At 44.7% G+C, this 15,512-nt stretch carries 17 protein-coding genes; 8 read left to right on the top strand and 9 right to left on the bottom strand.

Features of this window, described 5'->3' with window-relative positions; all coding sequences use genetic code 11:
* Positions 1 to 428: 428 nt before the first annotated feature.
* The 9 genes from QUA50_RS02420 to rpmH all read right to left on the bottom strand — a co-directional run bounded on the left by QUA50_RS02420 (position 429) and on the right by rpmH (position 6,824).
* Positions 429 to 605, bottom strand: a complete 177-nt coding sequence (locus tag QUA50_RS02420) for a hypothetical protein (protein ID WP_293253839.1) — start codon at positions 603 to 605, stop codon at positions 429 to 431.
* A 447-nt stretch (positions 606 to 1,052) separates the two neighbouring features.
* Complete coding sequence (locus tag QUA50_RS02415; protein WP_333259343.1) at positions 1,053 to 1,514, bottom strand: SH3 domain-containing protein; 462 nt, start codon at positions 1,512 to 1,514, stop codon at positions 1,053 to 1,055.
* A gap of 183 nt (positions 1,515 to 1,697) precedes the next feature.
* Positions 1,698 to 3,206 carry an AAA family ATPase gene (locus QUA50_RS02410; protein ID WP_333259346.1) on the bottom strand — a complete coding sequence of 503 codons (1,509 nt, stop codon included), beginning with the start codon at positions 3,204 to 3,206 and terminating at the stop codon, positions 1,698 to 1,700.
* Between the two features lie 163 nt (positions 3,207 to 3,369).
* Positions 3,370 to 3,882, bottom strand: a complete 513-nt coding sequence (locus QUA50_RS02405; RefSeq protein ID WP_333259349.1) for a YceD family protein — start codon at positions 3,880 to 3,882, stop codon at positions 3,370 to 3,372.
* A 154-nt stretch (positions 3,883 to 4,036) separates the two neighbouring features.
* On the bottom strand, positions 4,037 to 4,510 hold the full coding sequence (locus tag QUA50_RS02400; RefSeq protein WP_333259351.1) for a R3H domain-containing nucleic acid-binding protein: 474 nt from the start codon (positions 4,508 to 4,510) through the stop codon (positions 4,037 to 4,039).
* Between the two features lie 11 nt (positions 4,511 to 4,521).
* Positions 4,522 to 5,670 (bottom strand): membrane protein insertase YidC, encoded by a 1,149-nt coding sequence (gene yidC / locus QUA50_RS02395; RefSeq protein WP_333259354.1) that lies wholly within the window; start codon positions 5,668 to 5,670, stop codon positions 4,522 to 4,524.
* Between the two features lie 205 nt (positions 5,671 to 5,875).
* Positions 5,876 to 6,268, bottom strand: a complete 393-nt coding sequence (locus QUA50_RS02390) for a PH domain-containing protein (protein WP_333057957.1) — start codon at positions 6,266 to 6,268, stop codon at positions 5,876 to 5,878.
* On the bottom strand, positions 6,240 to 6,644 hold the full coding sequence (gene rnpA, locus QUA50_RS02385; RefSeq protein WP_333205436.1) for a ribonuclease P protein component: 405 nt from the start codon (positions 6,642 to 6,644) through the stop codon (positions 6,240 to 6,242). Before rnpA ends, QUA50_RS02390 begins: the two co-directional genes overlap by 29 nt.
* Before the next feature lie 42 nt (positions 6,645 to 6,686).
* A complete protein-coding gene (gene rpmH / locus QUA50_RS02380; RefSeq protein ID WP_006632320.1) occupies positions 6,687 to 6,824 on the bottom strand; it encodes a 50S ribosomal protein L34 in 138 nt (45 codons plus the stop codon).
* Positions 6,825 to 7,143: 319 nt separating this feature from the next.
* Between rpmH and QUA50_RS02375 the strand changes: the two genes are divergently transcribed.
* The 8 genes from QUA50_RS02375 to QUA50_RS02340 all read left to right on the top strand — a co-directional run bounded on the left by QUA50_RS02375 (position 7,144) and on the right by QUA50_RS02340 (position 15,267).
* Positions 7,144 to 7,452, top strand: coding sequence for a hypothetical protein (locus QUA50_RS02375; RefSeq protein WP_333259357.1), 309 nt, complete (start codon positions 7,144 to 7,146; stop codon positions 7,450 to 7,452).
* Positions 7,453 to 7,571: 119 nt separating this feature from the next.
* Positions 7,572 to 8,234 (top strand): class I SAM-dependent methyltransferase, encoded by a 663-nt coding sequence (locus QUA50_RS02370; RefSeq protein ID WP_333259360.1) that lies wholly within the window; start codon positions 7,572 to 7,574, stop codon positions 8,232 to 8,234.
* Between the two features lie 139 nt (positions 8,235 to 8,373).
* A complete protein-coding gene (locus QUA50_RS02365) occupies positions 8,374 to 8,592 on the top strand; it encodes a DUF433 domain-containing protein (RefSeq protein ID WP_333259362.1) in 219 nt (72 codons plus the stop codon).
* A gap of 36 nt (positions 8,593 to 8,628) precedes the next feature.
* Complete coding sequence (locus tag QUA50_RS02360) at positions 8,629 to 9,339, top strand: M15 family metallopeptidase (protein WP_333259365.1); 711 nt, start codon at positions 8,629 to 8,631, stop codon at positions 9,337 to 9,339.
* Between the two features lie 411 nt (positions 9,340 to 9,750).
* A complete protein-coding gene (locus tag QUA50_RS02355; RefSeq protein ID WP_333259367.1) occupies positions 9,751 to 10,824 on the top strand; it encodes a glucose-1-phosphate thymidylyltransferase in 1,074 nt (357 codons plus the stop codon).
* Positions 10,825 to 11,016: 192 nt separating this feature from the next.
* A complete protein-coding gene (locus tag QUA50_RS02350; RefSeq protein ID WP_333259370.1) occupies positions 11,017 to 11,622 on the top strand; it encodes a hypothetical protein in 606 nt (201 codons plus the stop codon).
* Positions 11,623 to 11,828: 206 nt separating this feature from the next.
* Positions 11,829 to 13,967 (top strand): glycosyltransferase, encoded by a 2,139-nt coding sequence (locus tag QUA50_RS02345; protein WP_333259372.1) that lies wholly within the window; start codon positions 11,829 to 11,831, stop codon positions 13,965 to 13,967.
* Between the two features lie 229 nt (positions 13,968 to 14,196).
* A complete protein-coding gene (locus tag QUA50_RS02340) occupies positions 14,197 to 15,267 on the top strand; it encodes a glycosyltransferase family 1 protein (RefSeq protein ID WP_333259375.1) in 1,071 nt (356 codons plus the stop codon).
* The last annotated feature ends 245 nt before the right edge of the window (positions 15,268 to 15,512 follow it).

Below are 15,512 nucleotides of genomic sequence, written 5' to 3'. Positions count from 1 at the left end.
GCGAAGCACCCGTTTTTCTAAAAAATTTACTGTCAAAAATAATTACAGGTAACAACCAAGATAGCATCGCTGCTTCTGGAGACGCGAGACTCAGCAAAAAAGTTTGCAAGCACAGTCTTAGCCTTTAAGGCCCAAAGAGAATAAGGAGCGCCAATTAAATAATTTACACTCTTGAAAGTTGGGATGGGCGTCCCGCCCGCCCTTTCTGGACGGGCGGGACGCCCATCCCACAAGAACCGTCGGGTAAAGAGCCTGAAATCGCAGGTTGTTTGTTAAGAAACGCGGCTTCTTCATGTGGCGAGTGCGTCTGGGAAAGTACCGCCCATCAACCAAAAAAACTAGCCACTAAAAATCCCCACTTTTGCTCGTTGCAAATAGGGCGGGGATTTTTTGATAAGTTGACTTTGCATTAAAAATTGGACGATCGCTTAAATTAAGCCGAACCGATCGCAAATTACAGCTACTCCCGCTGCAAAAACAGTAATTGCGAGGGCTACCAGCGGGTTTTGCCCTCTGCTCACGGCAAAAGAGGTAACGACCCCAGCTCCCAAAGCCGCAGTAACAGCAGCAGTCGCCAAATCTCGATCGGGACGTTTGTCGTACATATTTTTTATTGTTGCTAGCTCAATAGCAGAAAACTTACATCTTGTAATCCAAGCTACCACTCTTACCTGTTCAGCGGTGACAACAGCCTGGGTTTTGCAACTAACCTTAAAATTTTGCTAATTTTCTTAACATACTCTCCTGAATTACATAAGTTAAAATTATGTTTTTTCAAGTTTTTATGTTGACTTTGAGCTCTTGAAACCTTTTGTCTGCTGGGCTTTTATGTCAAATTCAGGATTTGGCAGGGGCGATCGCACCCGCAGTCTCAGCGCATCAAACTGCCATCTCAAATATCGAAAATAAATTTAACTTGACTTTTTCTAATAAATGTGTATCTGGCTATTGGCAACAATACACAGGAAAAAACCGGGCGTTGTTGAACAATTTTCACACTGCGATTGCTTCGCTCCCCTCACAATCAGAGGAGTATATTTGTTATCTAATTCCTATTCGCCCTCAATTCTTTCAGTATTGCCACCTTTGACCCAACCTTCGCGATTGCCATCCTCAATGCGAATTCGCTGCCATTCTTTGTCGGGCGACTCTTCCAAAACTACGACTCTTTCCTTGTAACCAACACCGCCAATGCGGTTCGAGTCTCGGCTACCTGTATCCCGGAGAATTAAGCCGATCGGCTGAGTCACCATCGCGCGGTAAGCTCCCGGTTCCAGCGGTTTGGGAGACGGGGCATCGCTAGATGTAGAAACAGAGCTAGCCTGGGCTGTTGACTTCGACGCCGCGCCGACAACCTGAGCTGGTGTTTTGTCGTTGGAAAAAACAGGTTTTTCGGGGATAGTAGTTAGCTTAGCTGCAAAGTAAAGTGCAGCCGCCACGCTAGCACCTGCCATCAGGACGATCGCGAGCAGAAAACCCACTAAAAATTTGAAAACGCTATATACAGTGTTCATAAAACCGCAAATGAAGGAAGTTCGGCAACGGATTCTGTAACGGATGTAACGGATGTCAGGCAGAAGGCAGAAGGAAGAAGGAAGAAGGAAGAAGGTTGAGTGTTGACTGCTGAATATTGAGTAAAATCTGGTAACTGCCCACTGACAACTCGCTACTAACTACTGACTACTGACTTCAAAAGCTTAACCTTGAATCCGGCGGCTCAAACTGCCGTACCTAGAAGCAAGGCGAGCTTTCCCAGCAGCGGCCCAATCTTGGAGAAACTGAATTTGTTCTTGAGCTGTTCTGGCTAAGGGCACCATCTGACTAGCTGATTCTAAAATATCATCTGTGGTAAAGTCTCGATTTTGGCTAAACCCAATGTGCATTGCTTCAATCAAAGTTTGCTCGATTTCGGCCCCTGAAAAATCGGGAGTTTCGTAAGCCAAGCGCTCTAAATCGTAATTTTTGATGCTGTGCGATCGCAACCGCAACAAATGTACCTCAAAAATCGCCCGCCGTTCCTCCTGGCTGGGCAAACCCACAAAAAATATTTCGTCAAACCTGCCTTTTCTCAGCATTTCCGGCGGCAAAGACTGGATGTTGTTTGCCGTTGCGACTACAAACACCGGCGAAGTTTTTTCTGCCAACCAAGTAATAAATGTCCCGAACACCCGGCTGGTTGTCCCGGAATCCCCTTTACCGTCCAATCCGGCAAAAGCTTTGTCAATCTCGTCAATCCACAACACGCAGGGGGCCAAAGCTTCCGCTAGCTGAATCATTTGCCTGGTGCGGGATTCCGATTCTCCGACTAATCCGGCAAACAAACGCCCGACATCCAACCGCAGCAAAGGCAAATGCCAGTGGTGGGCGATCGCCTTTGCTGTTAAGGATTTTCCGGTTCCTTGAATTCCGACTAACAACAAACCTCTGGGATGCGGCAAACCGTATTGGCGGGCTCGTTCGGTAAAAGCACCGCCCCGCCGCAGCAGCCATTCTTTGAGATTGTCCAAACCGCCGATATCGGAGATATTTTCGCGGGCTGGGTAAAAATCCAGAATTTGAGTTTGGCGAATTGTTTGGCGCTTTTCTTCTAAAATGAGTTCCGCGTCGTCGGGATGGAGTTCGCCTCTGGTGGCGAGTGCCTTTGCCAAAACTCGGCGGATTCGTTCGATCGACAGACCTTGACAGGAGCGTACTGTTTCGTCCAGGAAACGCCCTTCTATGGCTTGTCCGGTAGCTCCTAACAGCCTTTCTACCTCAATTTTGATTTCCGCTGCCGCAGGCAGGGGAAACTCCAAAACAGTCATCACTTCGCTGAGGTCTTCCGGGATCGAAATTAGAGGAGATACGATGACAATATTTTTGGGCACTGATTTGAGGAGTCTCGCCAAATTCCGCAGCTTGCGGGAAATCGAGACATCTTCCAAAAAACGCTGAAAGTCGCGCAGAATAAAAATTGCCGGCGCGCTGGCGGGTAATTTTTCGAGAAATTCCAAAGCTTGCAGCGGGTTGCGCTTGCCAAAACCTGTATCGTTGGGATTGCCTTGGTAGCCATCAACAAAATCCCAGATGTAGACGGCGCGAGAACCTTGTTTTTTGGCACTTTGGGCGATCGCCGCTTCTACGCGCTCTTCTTCCCGTGTGGGAATGTAAATTAGGGGGTAGCGCGATCGCAGCAGCAGTTCAAACTCGTCGCTAAAAATAGTCATTAGTCATCAGTCATTGGTTATTAGTCATTGGTTATTAGTCCTTAGTCATTAGTCCTTAGTTATTAGTTATTAGTTATTAGATGTTAGCCGATGTGATTTTTTTGCAGTCCTTATTCCACAGTTATTAGTTATTAGCTACTGACTAATGACTGTTGACTAATGACTAAGACAATTGCCGTTTTAGTGCTTCCAGAGACGCCCAGCGACTGTCTGAGACTGTTTCTGAGCTTTCTGTATTTGCATCATCAGTTAAAGAAATTCCCGGACATTCTGTATCGCATATCTGTTTGTGCGGCAGTTCCAAACACATTTGCTCGTACACCCAATCGCCCGGAGAGAAATAGCCACCGGGGGACAAATTTTCCACCAAATCTTCTAAAGCAACTTCTATTTCTGCTGAACTGGAATCTGTTTGATTTGCTGTTTCTTCGAGCCAGATTAGTTCTGATGAGTTGAGTGCCAAACGGTGATTGTATTGTTTCAAGCATCTGTGGCAGGTGAGAGTAACAATTGTTTCTGCTTTTGCCTTCACCTCAAGATAATTCCCTTGATGAGTCACTTGCAGTCTTCCTCGCACCGGAGTAAGAGTTTCTAAATCGGGGATAACTTCTTCAAAATCAATGACCTGTTTCCGCTCACTTTTTGTGAGTAGATGAGGAATATAAATTGTCTCCATAATCTTTTGCCTTCCTACTTCTTGAATTCAAAGGTCAAAAGGAATAGTTAATTTTTAACTTCTTCCTTCTCCCTTCTTCCGACCTCCATCCGTTACATCCGTTACATCCGTTACATCCATTACAGAATCCGTTGCCGAACTTCCTTCTTTAGCGTCAGCGCAGCCGCACTACCAAACGCCGATCGGGTTCTTGTCCTTGACTGTAAGTTTCTACATCCTCACATTCGCTCAAAAAGCTGTGGACTTGACGGCGTTCTGCCGAAGACAGAGATTTTATTTCAACTTCAACTCCCGTCGAGCGCGCTTGATCTGCTGCGTACTCTGCCATCGATCGCAATTCCTCTTGGCGGCGGATGCGATAGCCATTTAGTTCAACTGTATAAGGAATTGACTCCTCTACTTCCTGACCTATATTCTGAACCGTGTTACAGAGGTACTGAATGGCATCTATTACATTACCGTTTGGCCCGACTAAGATTGCAACTTGTTCGGGAGTCAGATTGCTTTCATCTATTGTCATCCAATAGCAATCTTTTTGTTGTTCGCATACCACTTTTGAAGGAATTGCGGACAGTTGTAGCAATTCTTCTAACCATGCCTGTCCGCGCTGCATTTGAGAGTCTTTCATTGTTGTTAAAATCAAGCCTTTTTCTTAGAACGCTTGGGCTCAAAGGGAAGTGCATCTAATCCTTGTTCTTTTTGGGTTTTCGCCTCTGCTTCGTCCACTATTTTTTGGAGGTTTTCGGGCAGCGGTTCTCGCGACAAAATAAACGATTGAACTGTTTGGAAGATGTTAGCAATCAGCATATACATCAACACGCCGGCGGGCAGCGGGAAGAACAAAAACATCCCTGAAAATATGACTGGCGTCAGTTTGTTGACTGTAGCCTGTTGGGGGTTGTCGTTTGGCCCTTGTGCTTGTCCTGAAAGGGTTTGGTTGATGTACAAACTGATGCCGAAGCCCAGGATCATCACCAAAATATCCCAGTGGATCGTACCGTCTGAGTCGATCGCGCCAACGCGGCCTAGAGCTTCAATAAACAGGAATCCTTTGTTACTAGCCAATCCGGGGATTGTGCCTTGAACTGTGGCTTCACCGGGCGCTAAGGCTGTGATGTTGCCCTGTTCATCTACCTTGACCACTTCTTCGCCTTTGATGACTTTCCAGCCCGGTTCAAAGTCGATTTCGCTCTTATTTTCTGCCGCTAAAACTTTGAGAGGTTTGCCCTCTGGGGTTTGAAAATTTATCTTGGTTGTGTCGCCGACTGCGATTTTGTCGCCGCCTGGAATTACCCCCACAACTGGAGCATGAAAAGTACCTGTGACGTAAATATTTTGGGGCGGTGTAGCAAAAGCTTGCGGTTGAACAGTTTCGATTTGTTCTTTGGGCAAAACTTGAACGTTAACGCTGTAATTTATGTCAGAAAACGGCGAACCCCTGAGCGTTGCAAACAGTGCAAACAGCACTGGCATTTGCACCAGCAACGGGAAGCACCCTGCTAGAGGATTACCAAATTCTTTGTATACTTTGCTCATTTCCTCCTGCTGTTTGGCAGGATTGTCTTTATAGAGTTTTTGAATTTGATCTACTCGCTCTTTCATCAATGGCTGCGCTACTTTCATGCGCCGCATATTGCGAAGAGAGCCTGCGTTGAGAGGATAAAGAGCAAAGCGAATCACGAGCGTCAGTGCTACGATCGCTAAACCGTAGCTTGGCACGATCCCGTAGAAAAAATCTAGGATCGGAAGCATGAGGTTGTTGGAGAGAAACGAGATACCGAAATCCATTCGCTTGTTCGTTAATTTAGGTGCTCTATGTTTGCTGTTGAGAACTATTTTTACCCGCTGAAGGCGAGCCGCCTCAATTTTTAGGGTTTTGTCTCTATCTTAGGACATTGCCCGTCGATCGACCGCCCGGTCTGCGGGTTTGTTTTAATGAGTTTGCCAATACTCGCACTGAATTGGGCCTCTAATCAGGGTGAAAGCGGTTCGGTTATTTAGCTTGGGCCGCGTTTGCTTTTTGAGCGGCTGCGGGCAGTTTTTCGTTAATGTAGTCATACATTGCTCGAAATTTCGGCATTGCTCTGAGTTCCAAGCGGCTGCCATTTTTCATGGTGAGCACCATGTCTCCGTAAGTCCCGAAACCGCGAGGTACTGTGACGATTTTGACTATATCTGAGTAGATAACGTCTGTCTGTTCGCCCCCCATCCAACCGCTAGTTACGGACACTCGGCGGCTCGTGATCCGATACCGCAGCCACAGAGCCCGGACAATTGCTCCTACTGCTAGGGGGATTCCCACCACAGTCAGCCCCAGGAGTAAATTGAGGATCAAGTCTCCGGGCGCGGGGCCGCCTTCATAATATACTTCCTCTCGAATTCCCATCTAGTACCTCGGCTTCTACCAACAACTGCTCTAATTCTTGCAGAATTTCTGCATAATTGCACTCTTGTGCGATCGGACGCACGACAATTACTAAATCCCACCCGAATTTTAATCGGGGCAATAGCTGTCGCAAAGCTGCCCGAATCTGACGCTTAATCCGGTTGCGAACTACAGCGCGTTTGCTGACTTTCAGGCTGATGGAAATGCCTGTGCGAGTCGGCTGCAAGGATTTCTCGGCTGTCGGTTTGCTTAATTCGACGCTTTTGGGTTTTCGCAGAGCTCTCAAGCTGAAATGAGCCGAGTTACGGCGCATTCCCTTGCGGTATACGGCGTTGAAGTCTTTTCGGTGCTTAAGTCGGTTTGTATCGGGCAACATGGCGTAGGGCGATCGTTGAGGCCTCTCAACCTTGATGCAGTGCTAGACTGCGAGGCGGTGGCGACCTTTGCTGCGGCGAGCTTTGATTACCAATCGACCCGTTGCGGTACGCATTCTGGCGCGAAAACCGGATGTTCTTTTTCTTTTGCGGCTGGTTCCGTGCAGGGTTTGCTGTGTCATTTTGATTTCTCCCGGCTTGTTACTTTACTTTTGATTAATATTCACAATCTTCTAGTATACCATAGAAGGGTTTTCTTGGCAATTATATTTTTCACAGTTGAGATGTAATCAGAGTAAGAGTGAAGTTGCGATATCCTAATAAAAGCGTACACAGAGATTTTTCAAAGGTAGATAGCTATGGTGGTTCTATACGTTGGAGGGTAAAGTTGCGATCGCACGTTATGCTACTGCCAGGAAATCAGCACGCCAAGTTTGATGATATCGACGATAATTTGTTTTATTCCTATATAAGTTAGTCTCTCAAGGAGTGATGAATCTGATGTCCGAAGAGCAAAGAAAAAAATTGCATCAAATCCTTCAGCAATTAAGCAACGCCCAATCCGAGGTGGAAGAAGCCTACGAAACAACAATGATGAGTGATGCCAAATCGGCACTGTCTAGTCTGTGTCATGATTTAAAAAAAGATGAGTCGATCGATCCGTCTATAAAGAGCGAGCTCCTGCCTTATTTTGAAGCAGCTCGTTCAGCTATTCTTGCTGGTGCATCAACGCATGAACGAGCCGGAAGCTGTAATGACAAGCTGAATGAAGCAGAGTCCTGCATCATAAAAATACTCAGTAGACTCTGAAGGGGATGATTTAAGATTGGAGCAGGCGAGTGCCGGAAGTCCATCCTGCGGAATCTGTTTACATTTCTTAATTATTAGTAAAATAAGAAGAATAAAGTTAGGATCGCACATCGCACGTTATGCCACTCCAAGGAAATCAGCGCACCAAGTTAGACGAGACTGACGATACACTGTTCTATTCCTCTCCCCGGTTTGTGACTCATGTCGATGACGGATTTATCGAGCAATTAACCGATTTGTATCGGGAGCGGCTGAAACCGAATACTCGGATTTTTGATATGATGAGCAGTTGGGTTTCTCACTTGCCCGACGAGATGCAATTTGCCCATGTTGAAGGGCACGGCATGAATGAAGAAGAGTTGGCCAAAAATCGCCGGCTGAATCATTATTTCGTGCAGAATTTGAACGAAAATCCCAAATTGCCACTGCCGGATGCAGAGTTTGACGCCGTTGTCAACTGCGTTTCGGTACAGTATTTGCAGCACCCGGATGCGATTTTTACCGAGATTCACCGCATTTTGAAGCCTGGTGGCGTAGCAATTATGAGCTTTTCTAACCGGATGTTTTATCAAAAGGCGATCGCGGCTTGGCGGGAAGGTTCCGAGGGCGATCGGGTAGAATTAGTCAAGAGTTACTTTGATTCTGTCAAAGGAGCAAATATACCCGGATTTAGCAAGCCCGAAGTAATTGTTCGCAAGCCTAACTTGCCGAGTTTTATGCAAATGCTGCGAATAGGAAGTGGCGATCCGTTTTATGCGGTAGTTGCTTACCGCCAAAGTTAGGATTTTTTGGCAGTAAGGACTTTAGGACTTTAGGTGGAAATTGAAAGCACTAAAGCCCTTACTACAAACCGATCGAAAGCTACGCTCTTTAAGTTAGGATATATTTAATATTTGCTCCTAAAATATGGAAAAAAAACTTTTGCAGCGCATCACACTCGATCCAAATATCTGTCACGGAAAACCTTGTATTCGCGGTCTCCGATATCCAGTCGAATTAATTCTTGAATTACTCAGTTATGGTATGAATGCTAAAGAAATTATAGATGACAGTGACGGTTTAGAACATGAGGATCTTCTAGCTGCTTTGCTATTTGCAGCGCGACGGTATCAAGTGAAAAGCATATACTTAGTATTGTAGTTCATCAGTAATCATAAAGTAGGGTAACACCTTGATATGAAACCATACCAGCGAATAGCGATCGACGAATGTGGCGAACCTTTAGTCCCTATTCCAGCAAAACATTTTGCCTTTGAAATACCGCACCCTTATCAAAAGTTGGGTGCACCCTATCACAACAGCAAAGCAGATTCCCCTTTCTACTTGCGGCAAGGAGTTGTAGATAGTTTAATCGCCGCTCAAACCCAGCTACAGCAAAATCATCAAAATTGGAAAATTCTGATATTTGACGCTTATCGGCCGGTGGAAGTGCAGCAATTTATGGTAGATTATACTTTTAATCAAATTGCCATAGCTCAAGGCTGCGATTTTCCGGTTTCCGAAGACAAACGTCAAGTAATTATAGAACACGTATATCAATTTTGGGCAGTACCGAGCCTCGATCGCGCGACGCCTCCCCCTCACAGTACAGGTGCAGCTTTAGATATAACTTTAGTGGATGAAAACAATCGGCAAATTGATATGGGTTCTCCGATTGATGAAATATCAGAACGTTCTTATCCCGATTATTTCTGTAATAGCAAGGATCAGAAAAAACTGGAATATCACCGTCGCAGGCAAATATTAAAAAATGCGATGATAGCTGCGGGTTTTCAGCAGCATCCAAACGAATGGTGGCATTTTTGTCTGGGCGATCAGATGTGGGCTTGGTTGACAAATCAAAACAATAGTAGTCGTCCATTGATAGCCCGATATGGTCGCTATTAAAAGGGTAGGCAATTAAATCTGGACTGGCGCACTCTCGACCTTTAGAAAGCTGGTTTTTTGACAAAAAACCTCAGCTTTTAACTGCTTTCTGTTGTAATAAACCTCGTTTATGGCTCTCTGTGCGTCCAGCACTATAAAAGTGTGAGCCAAATAAATCATTTGTATCAGGATAAGCTGTGGAGCATTTCAACCACTAACGAGGCCGCTCCGGGTGCGTCAGCTATAACACTGACTATACATGGAAAACGCCTTAAAACTGACGCACCATACAATACCATTTTAAATGCTCCACAGCTTACACCGCAAGTATTGCCAGCGGGGTAGCGGTAGTTTAAAATCAACGAGAGCGAACAAGTGCAGGCCAATCGAGCCGGCACTGCAAACCCTAAAGGATAACTCAGAGTTCACCCAATGAAAGCACTCATCCTCTCTGGCGGTAAAGGAACACGCTTGCGTCCCCTCACCTATACGGGTGCTAAGCAGTTGGTTCCTGTAGCAAATAAGCCGATACTGTGGTACGGAATTGAAGGAATTGTGGCGGCTGGGATTACGGATATTGGGATTATTATTAGTCCCGAAACCGGGGAAGAGGTGAAGACGAAAACAGGAGATGGATCTCGCTTCGGTGCGAAAATTACTTATATCTTGCAAGCAGAGCCGGCAGGGCTCGCTCACGCGGTAAAAGTTGCCAGACCGTTTTTGGGCGATTCTCCGTTTATTATGTATTTAGGAGATAACTTAATTGAAAATCAGTTAGATCCCTTTTTAGAGATTTTTAACAAGCAGAAACTAGACGCTCTGATTATGCTGCGTCCCGTTTCCAATCCCTCTGCTTTCGGTGTGGCAAAAGTTGATGAGAAAGGCAGAGTTTTGCAGTTAGTAGAAAAGCCCAAGGTTCCGCCGTCAAATTTAGCACTGGTGGGAATTTACTTTTTTGCTCCTACTATCCACGAGGCGATCGATCAAATTCAACCTTCGCCCCGGGGGGAACTCGAAATTACCGATGCCATTCAACAGCTCATCAATCAGGAAAAACACGTAGAAGCCTGCAATTTAGAGGGTTGGTGGCTGGATACGGGTAAAAAAGATGATTTGCTGAGTGCAAACCAAATCATTTTAGATAGCCGTATCGTAGCTTCAACTGAATTAAAAGTAGATGCGAAAAGTCAAATTATCGGGCGAGTGCAAATAGGCGAAGGAACGGAAATCATTAATTCTACAGTTCGCGGGCCGGTGGTAATTGGGGAAAATTGCCGCATTGAAAATTGCTTTATCGGGCCTTACAGCAGTATTGCCGATCGCGTGACGATGATTGATGCTGATATCGAACACAGTGTAATATTGCAAGGGGCGAAAATAGTTGGCATTCACCAGCGAATTGTTGACAGCGTGATCGGGCAGCGAGCTCAACTCACCAACGCACCAGCTCGTCCCAAAGCTCTCCGGTTTATGATTGGTGATGACAGTCAAATTGAGTTAGCTTAAATTGAGATATTGCCAATATCGGAAGCAATAATCGTGATTTAACAAGAGATAAATTTTCTTGTGGGTGGGCATTATACCCGCCCTGGAACAGGCTTTTCTGCCTGTTCCAAAATTAGTTACAATTATTATTCAAGCAGCCAAGATGCCCGTTCCATAATAAGTCATAGTAAGTTATCTCAAGGAGAAGAAAGTTTGCAGTACGAAGAAATACCAACTCAACAGATAATACATAAATTGCGGCAAACTTTGGAGCCGCGAATTGGTATTGCCGATCCGCCGCTGCCTGGAACAGAAAATAGTGCGATTCCCTACCCTACCCTACGGGAACCCCTACGGGGAACGGGAACCCCTGCGGGGAACGGGATAGCTTCGCTTCACGCCCAAAATGAAGATGACGAAGACATCGCCCTGTTAAAGGCGGGTTTCGACATTTATAACATACCAATTACCTCTTACCAAAGGCGGCTGGGTTCCGCAGTAATTGCAGTTAGGAAAATAGTCCGAAAATTGCTCAGACCCGTACTCGAACGTCAAGTTATTTACAATTTCGCTAATACGCGCGTCGTGCATACCTTAAGCACACAGTTGCAAAAATTGCAAGAAAATCAACAAAGCCTAGAGAAAAAAATTAAATCGGAATTCAGCAGCGGATATCCCGAAGTTACAGCACAGCTTGAGACTCAACAAAATGCGATCGCAACTTTTCAGTCTGAAATAGAGCAAATTAAAGCAGTACAGCAGCAACATACTGCTATTTTAGAGAAGATTACCGCTCAATTGCTCGATCGACAAAAATAAAGCATCCAAGATGACCCAAAATAATTTGGTCACAAGGCCCCAGATTTATTCGCGAGAGCAATGCTTCAATGCTTCAATCAAAAATATAAAATTATTCAATTCCTCAATCTAAAATCCTAAATCCCAAATCGGAAATCGAAAATCCTTCAATCCTTCAATCCTTCAATTCCTCAATCTAAAATCTAAAATCTAAAATCTAAAATCGAATGACTGCACTGCCCATATGTTCGTTAATTATAGTCAACTATAACGGTCTGCGCCACACGAAAGATTGCTTAAAATCTCTACAAAAACTTGCGTATCCCGAATCGCAACTCGATTTAATTATAATTGATAATTGTTCTCAAGACGATTCCGTTAACTCCCTGCGCGAACTATTTCCCAAGGTTCGGATTTTTGTCAACTCCGCCAATAACTTTGCGAAAGCCCTGAACCTCGGTATCAGCGAAGCAAAAGGGCAATATATCGGCTTTCTCAATAACGATGCTACCCTTGACAGTCGCTGGTTAGAGATACTTGTGAAAGTGCTAGAAACTAATAAGACAGTCGGTGCGACTAGCGGCAAATTGCTGTTTAAAGACGGGCGAATTAACAGCGCAGGCATTCAGCAATTACCTAATTTTTATTGGCGAGATGTCGGCTTTGGCGAAAAAGATTCGGGACAGTACGATACAGAAGGGGAAGTCGAAGGGCTTTGTTGGGCTGCGGTGCTTTTCCGCAGGGAATGTCTGGAAGATGTGGGGCCGATAGATGAAGATTTTGTAATGTATTTTGAGGATGTAGAGTTTGCCAAACGCTGCCACAAACGCGGTTGGAAAATGCTTTATACTCCCGCAGCGATCGCCCATCACGAGTATCGGGGTTCGAGTAAAGGCAGCAAACTTACCGAGTATTTCTGCAACCGCAATCGGTTTTTGTATTTGGCAAAACATGAACCCTTGCAATTAGTCAAAGGAATTCATACTTCGGATTTTTTTACTAACAAGCAGTACGATTTGCTGTTCGAGAGTTTATTTGTAGCGATTAAAAAACTTTTAGATTATCAGAAACCGGAAATCACCGAAACTGTAATCCCGCAGTTGTCGGAAAAGTTGGCGGTGATTTACAATCGGATGAAGATCGATCGCATTTTGTCTCGGTTGCAGGTGGTTCGGGGCGATCGCAAAATGTCGATCGCCATTTACGATCACGGACTGCATTTTATCGGCGGCGGTCAAAAATACGTCGCTACCATCGCCTCGCTGCTACAAAATGAATTTGACATTACTTTTATCGCCAACAAACCAGTTGCTGTTTCCGACTTAGAATCGTGGTACGGACTCAACCTTTCAGAGTGCCAAATTAAAATTATGCCCTTGGGGTTTTACGAGAAACGCGGAATGCAGTGCATCGATTCCAGCATCATCGTGGAAGATATGGAAAATCCCTTTGATGAAATTGCCAGAGAAAGCAAAAACTACGATATTTTTATCAACGCGAACCAACTGGAAAAAGTTAAACCACTGTCGCCAATTTCAGTATTTTTCTGTCACTTTCCCAATACCTTCCGCAACCGTCACTTTGCTGTCGATGACTACACTTTTATTATTGCCAACAGTCAATTTACCGTCAAGTGGTTGGAGAAACGCTGGAACCTACACCCAACTTTTCTGCTTTATCCGCCCGTGGAAATGGCAACAGTTAAAGTGCCGAAAGAAAACATAATTTTGGCTGTGGGACAGTTTGAAGCTGGGGGAACAAAAAAGCAAATTGAACTCATTCAAGCTTTCCGCAGTTTGCTAGCAGATTATCCCGAAGAACTTCAAGGATGGCGGCTGATTTTAGCTGGTAGCAGCATTCCCCGCAATCCTTATTTAAAGACTGTTCAGAATTTATTGAAGCAAGATTCAAGGGCGATCGAGCTAAAAGTCAATGTTGGCTTTGATGAGGTAAAATCGCTTTATGCTAGAGCTAGCATATTCTGGCACGCCTGCGGTTTGGGTGAAGTCAATCCTCAAAGATTTGAGCATTTCGGGATGGCGACTGTAGAAGCAATGCAAAACTGTTGTGCTCCGATTGTTTTCAACGGCGGCGGCCAACCGGAAATTGTCGAACACGGGCGATCGGGCTTTTTGTTCAATACCGTTGAGGAACTGTGCCAGCATTCACATCAACTAATTGTCAATCCCGATTTGCTAGCAGAACTTCAAGCTGGTGCACAGCAGCGCAGTCAGAACTTTAGACTTGCACGTTTCGATAAAAAAGTCAAGAGTTTTTTTGAGATTATTCACCAAGAGTATGCTACAATTCGGCTGCCAAATCCTGCCGATATCGCTCAAATGCTCGATCGCGATCGCGATCGATAAATTGCGTAGGGGCGGGTTTTACTAACAAAATTGGATAATGAAAAACAATTTATATAAACCCGCCCTACACCGCCAATAAGTTACATGAAATTTGACTTCTGTGCAACCATAAAAATGTATATTTTGATGGTTAGTTGGGTGGGGCGGGTATAGGAGATTATGGGTTTTAGGCAATTATTGTTGGTAAAACCCACCCCTACAATTGGGAGAAATTCTGTTACATAAAATCATGTCTAATTCACTGTTAATCAATTTGTCCTTCTTAACACCCGAACCAACGGGAATCGGAACTTATGCAGCTAATCTTTTCCCGCAACTGCAACAGCTAAAATCAACATTACTGACTTCCCAGCAAATTAAGGATTATACTTGCTATCAAATCCCCGAAAATATGACACCGGATAGAGGCCCGAAAGGACAAATTAATAGGCTGCTGTGGACTCAGTTTGAGTTACCAAAAATTTACAAAAAATTGCAATCAAGCCTGATATTTTCCCCAATTCCAGAAGCACCTTTGTATTCCGGCTGTCGCTACATCGTCACAGTTCACGATTTAATTCCTTTGCGATTTCCCCAACGGTTTTCTCGCTTAACAGCTTATTTTCGCTACTACATACCGCAGGTTTTGCGGCAAGCAGAACACATTATTTGCGATTCTCAAGCAACTGCGGCAGATGTTGCTAACTTTTTCCAAATTCCGCCTAAAAAGATGACCGCCATTCCCCTAGCTTGCGATAATATTAATTTTAGATATCTCGACTTGCCCACCAAAAATTATTTTCTTTATACCGGCAGACACGATCCTTACAAAAACTTAGAAAGATTAATTGCTGCATTTGCGAGTTTGCCCGATCGCACAAACTACGAATTGTGGCTAGCAGGGCCTCCCAATGCCTACACGCCGCAGTTAATAGCACAAGTTGAACAATTAGGTTTACAATCTGTGGTAAAGTTTCTCGGTTACGTTTCCTATTCTCAATTGCCCGTACTGATGAATCAGGCGATCGCCCTAGTTTTTCCTACACTTTGGGAAGGATTCGGCTTACCAATTTTAGAAGCAATGGCTTGCGGCACGCCCGTCATCGCATCCAACCTGTCATCAATGCCAGAAGTAGCCGGAGATGCCGCATTATTAGTCAATCCTTACAGTGTCCCAGAAATAGCCGAAGCCATGCAAACAGTAGCCACAGATTCAAAAGTGCGATCGAACTTAAAAACTGCTAGTTTAGCCAGATCGTCTCAATTTAGCTGGAACAAAACCGGAACAGCAACCGCCAACATTTTACAACAATATCTTTAAATCTTCCCTCTCTTCCTCTCTGCGCCCTCTGCGGTTAAAGTTAAATCTTACACCATTGTCAGCAACAGGCTTTTCGGCCTGTTCCACAAAAGATAAATTTTCTTGTGGAACAGGCCGAAAAGCCTGTTCCTAAAAAGCTAAATTTTCTTGTGGAACAGGCCGAAAAGCCTGTTCCTAAAAAGCTAATTGAGAATGGTGTAATATCTCAGGTTAAATAAAAAAAATCCACCCAAAAACCGCAATCT

It is taken from the genome of Microcoleus sp. M2_D5 (assembly GCF_036701935.1).
Lineage (GTDB): Bacteria > Cyanobacteriota > Cyanobacteriia > Cyanobacteriales > Microcoleaceae > Microcoleus.
This window is presented reverse-complemented; position numbering and strand designations above follow the sequence as displayed.

What these genes read in the sequence shown, in the direction of transcription:
- rnpA (WP_333205436.1), bottom strand. Translation starts at nt 6,644, where the DNA reads ATGTTGCCCGATACAAACCGACTTAAGCACCGAAAAGACTTCAACGCC.
- QUA50_RS02360 (WP_333259365.1), top strand. Translation starts at nt 8,629, where the DNA reads ATGAAACCATACCAGCGAATAGCGATCGACGAATGTGGCGAACCTTTA.
- QUA50_RS02345 (WP_333259372.1), top strand. Translation starts at nt 11,829, where the DNA reads ATGACTGCACTGCCCATATGTTCGTTAATTATAGTCAACTATAACGGT.
- QUA50_RS02375 (WP_333259357.1), top strand. Translation starts at nt 7,144, where the DNA reads ATGTCCGAAGAGCAAAGAAAAAAATTGCATCAAATCCTTCAGCAATTA.
- QUA50_RS02400 (WP_333259351.1), bottom strand. Translation starts at nt 4,510, where the DNA reads ATGAAAGACTCTCAAATGCAGCGCGGACAGGCATGGTTAGAAGAATTG.
- rpmH (WP_006632320.1), bottom strand. Translation starts at nt 6,824, where the DNA reads ATGACACAGCAAACCCTGCACGGAACCAGCCGCAAAAGAAAAAGAACA.
- QUA50_RS02405 (WP_333259349.1), bottom strand. Translation starts at nt 3,882, where the DNA reads ATGGAGACAATTTATATTCCTCATCTACTCACAAAAAGTGAGCGGAAA.
- yidC (WP_333259354.1), bottom strand. Translation starts at nt 5,670, where the DNA reads ATGGATTTCGGTATCTCGTTTCTCTCCAACAACCTCATGCTTCCGATC.
- QUA50_RS02370 (WP_333259360.1), top strand. Translation starts at nt 7,572, where the DNA reads ATGCCACTCCAAGGAAATCAGCGCACCAAGTTAGACGAGACTGACGAT.
- QUA50_RS02415 (WP_333259343.1), bottom strand. Translation starts at nt 1,514, where the DNA reads ATGAACACTGTATATAGCGTTTTCAAATTTTTAGTGGGTTTTCTGCTC.
- QUA50_RS02420 (WP_293253839.1), bottom strand. Translation starts at nt 605, where the DNA reads ATGTACGACAAACGTCCCGATCGAGATTTGGCGACTGCTGCTGTTACT.
- QUA50_RS02355 (WP_333259367.1), top strand. Translation starts at nt 9,751, where the DNA reads ATGAAAGCACTCATCCTCTCTGGCGGTAAAGGAACACGCTTGCGTCCC.
- QUA50_RS02410 (WP_333259346.1), bottom strand. Translation starts at nt 3,206, where the DNA reads ATGACTATTTTTAGCGACGAGTTTGAACTGCTGCTGCGATCGCGCTAC.
- QUA50_RS02340 (WP_333259375.1), top strand. Translation starts at nt 14,197, where the DNA reads ATGTCTAATTCACTGTTAATCAATTTGTCCTTCTTAACACCCGAACCA.
- QUA50_RS02390 (WP_333057957.1), bottom strand. Translation starts at nt 6,268, where the DNA reads ATGGGAATTCGAGAGGAAGTATATTATGAAGGCGGCCCCGCGCCCGGA.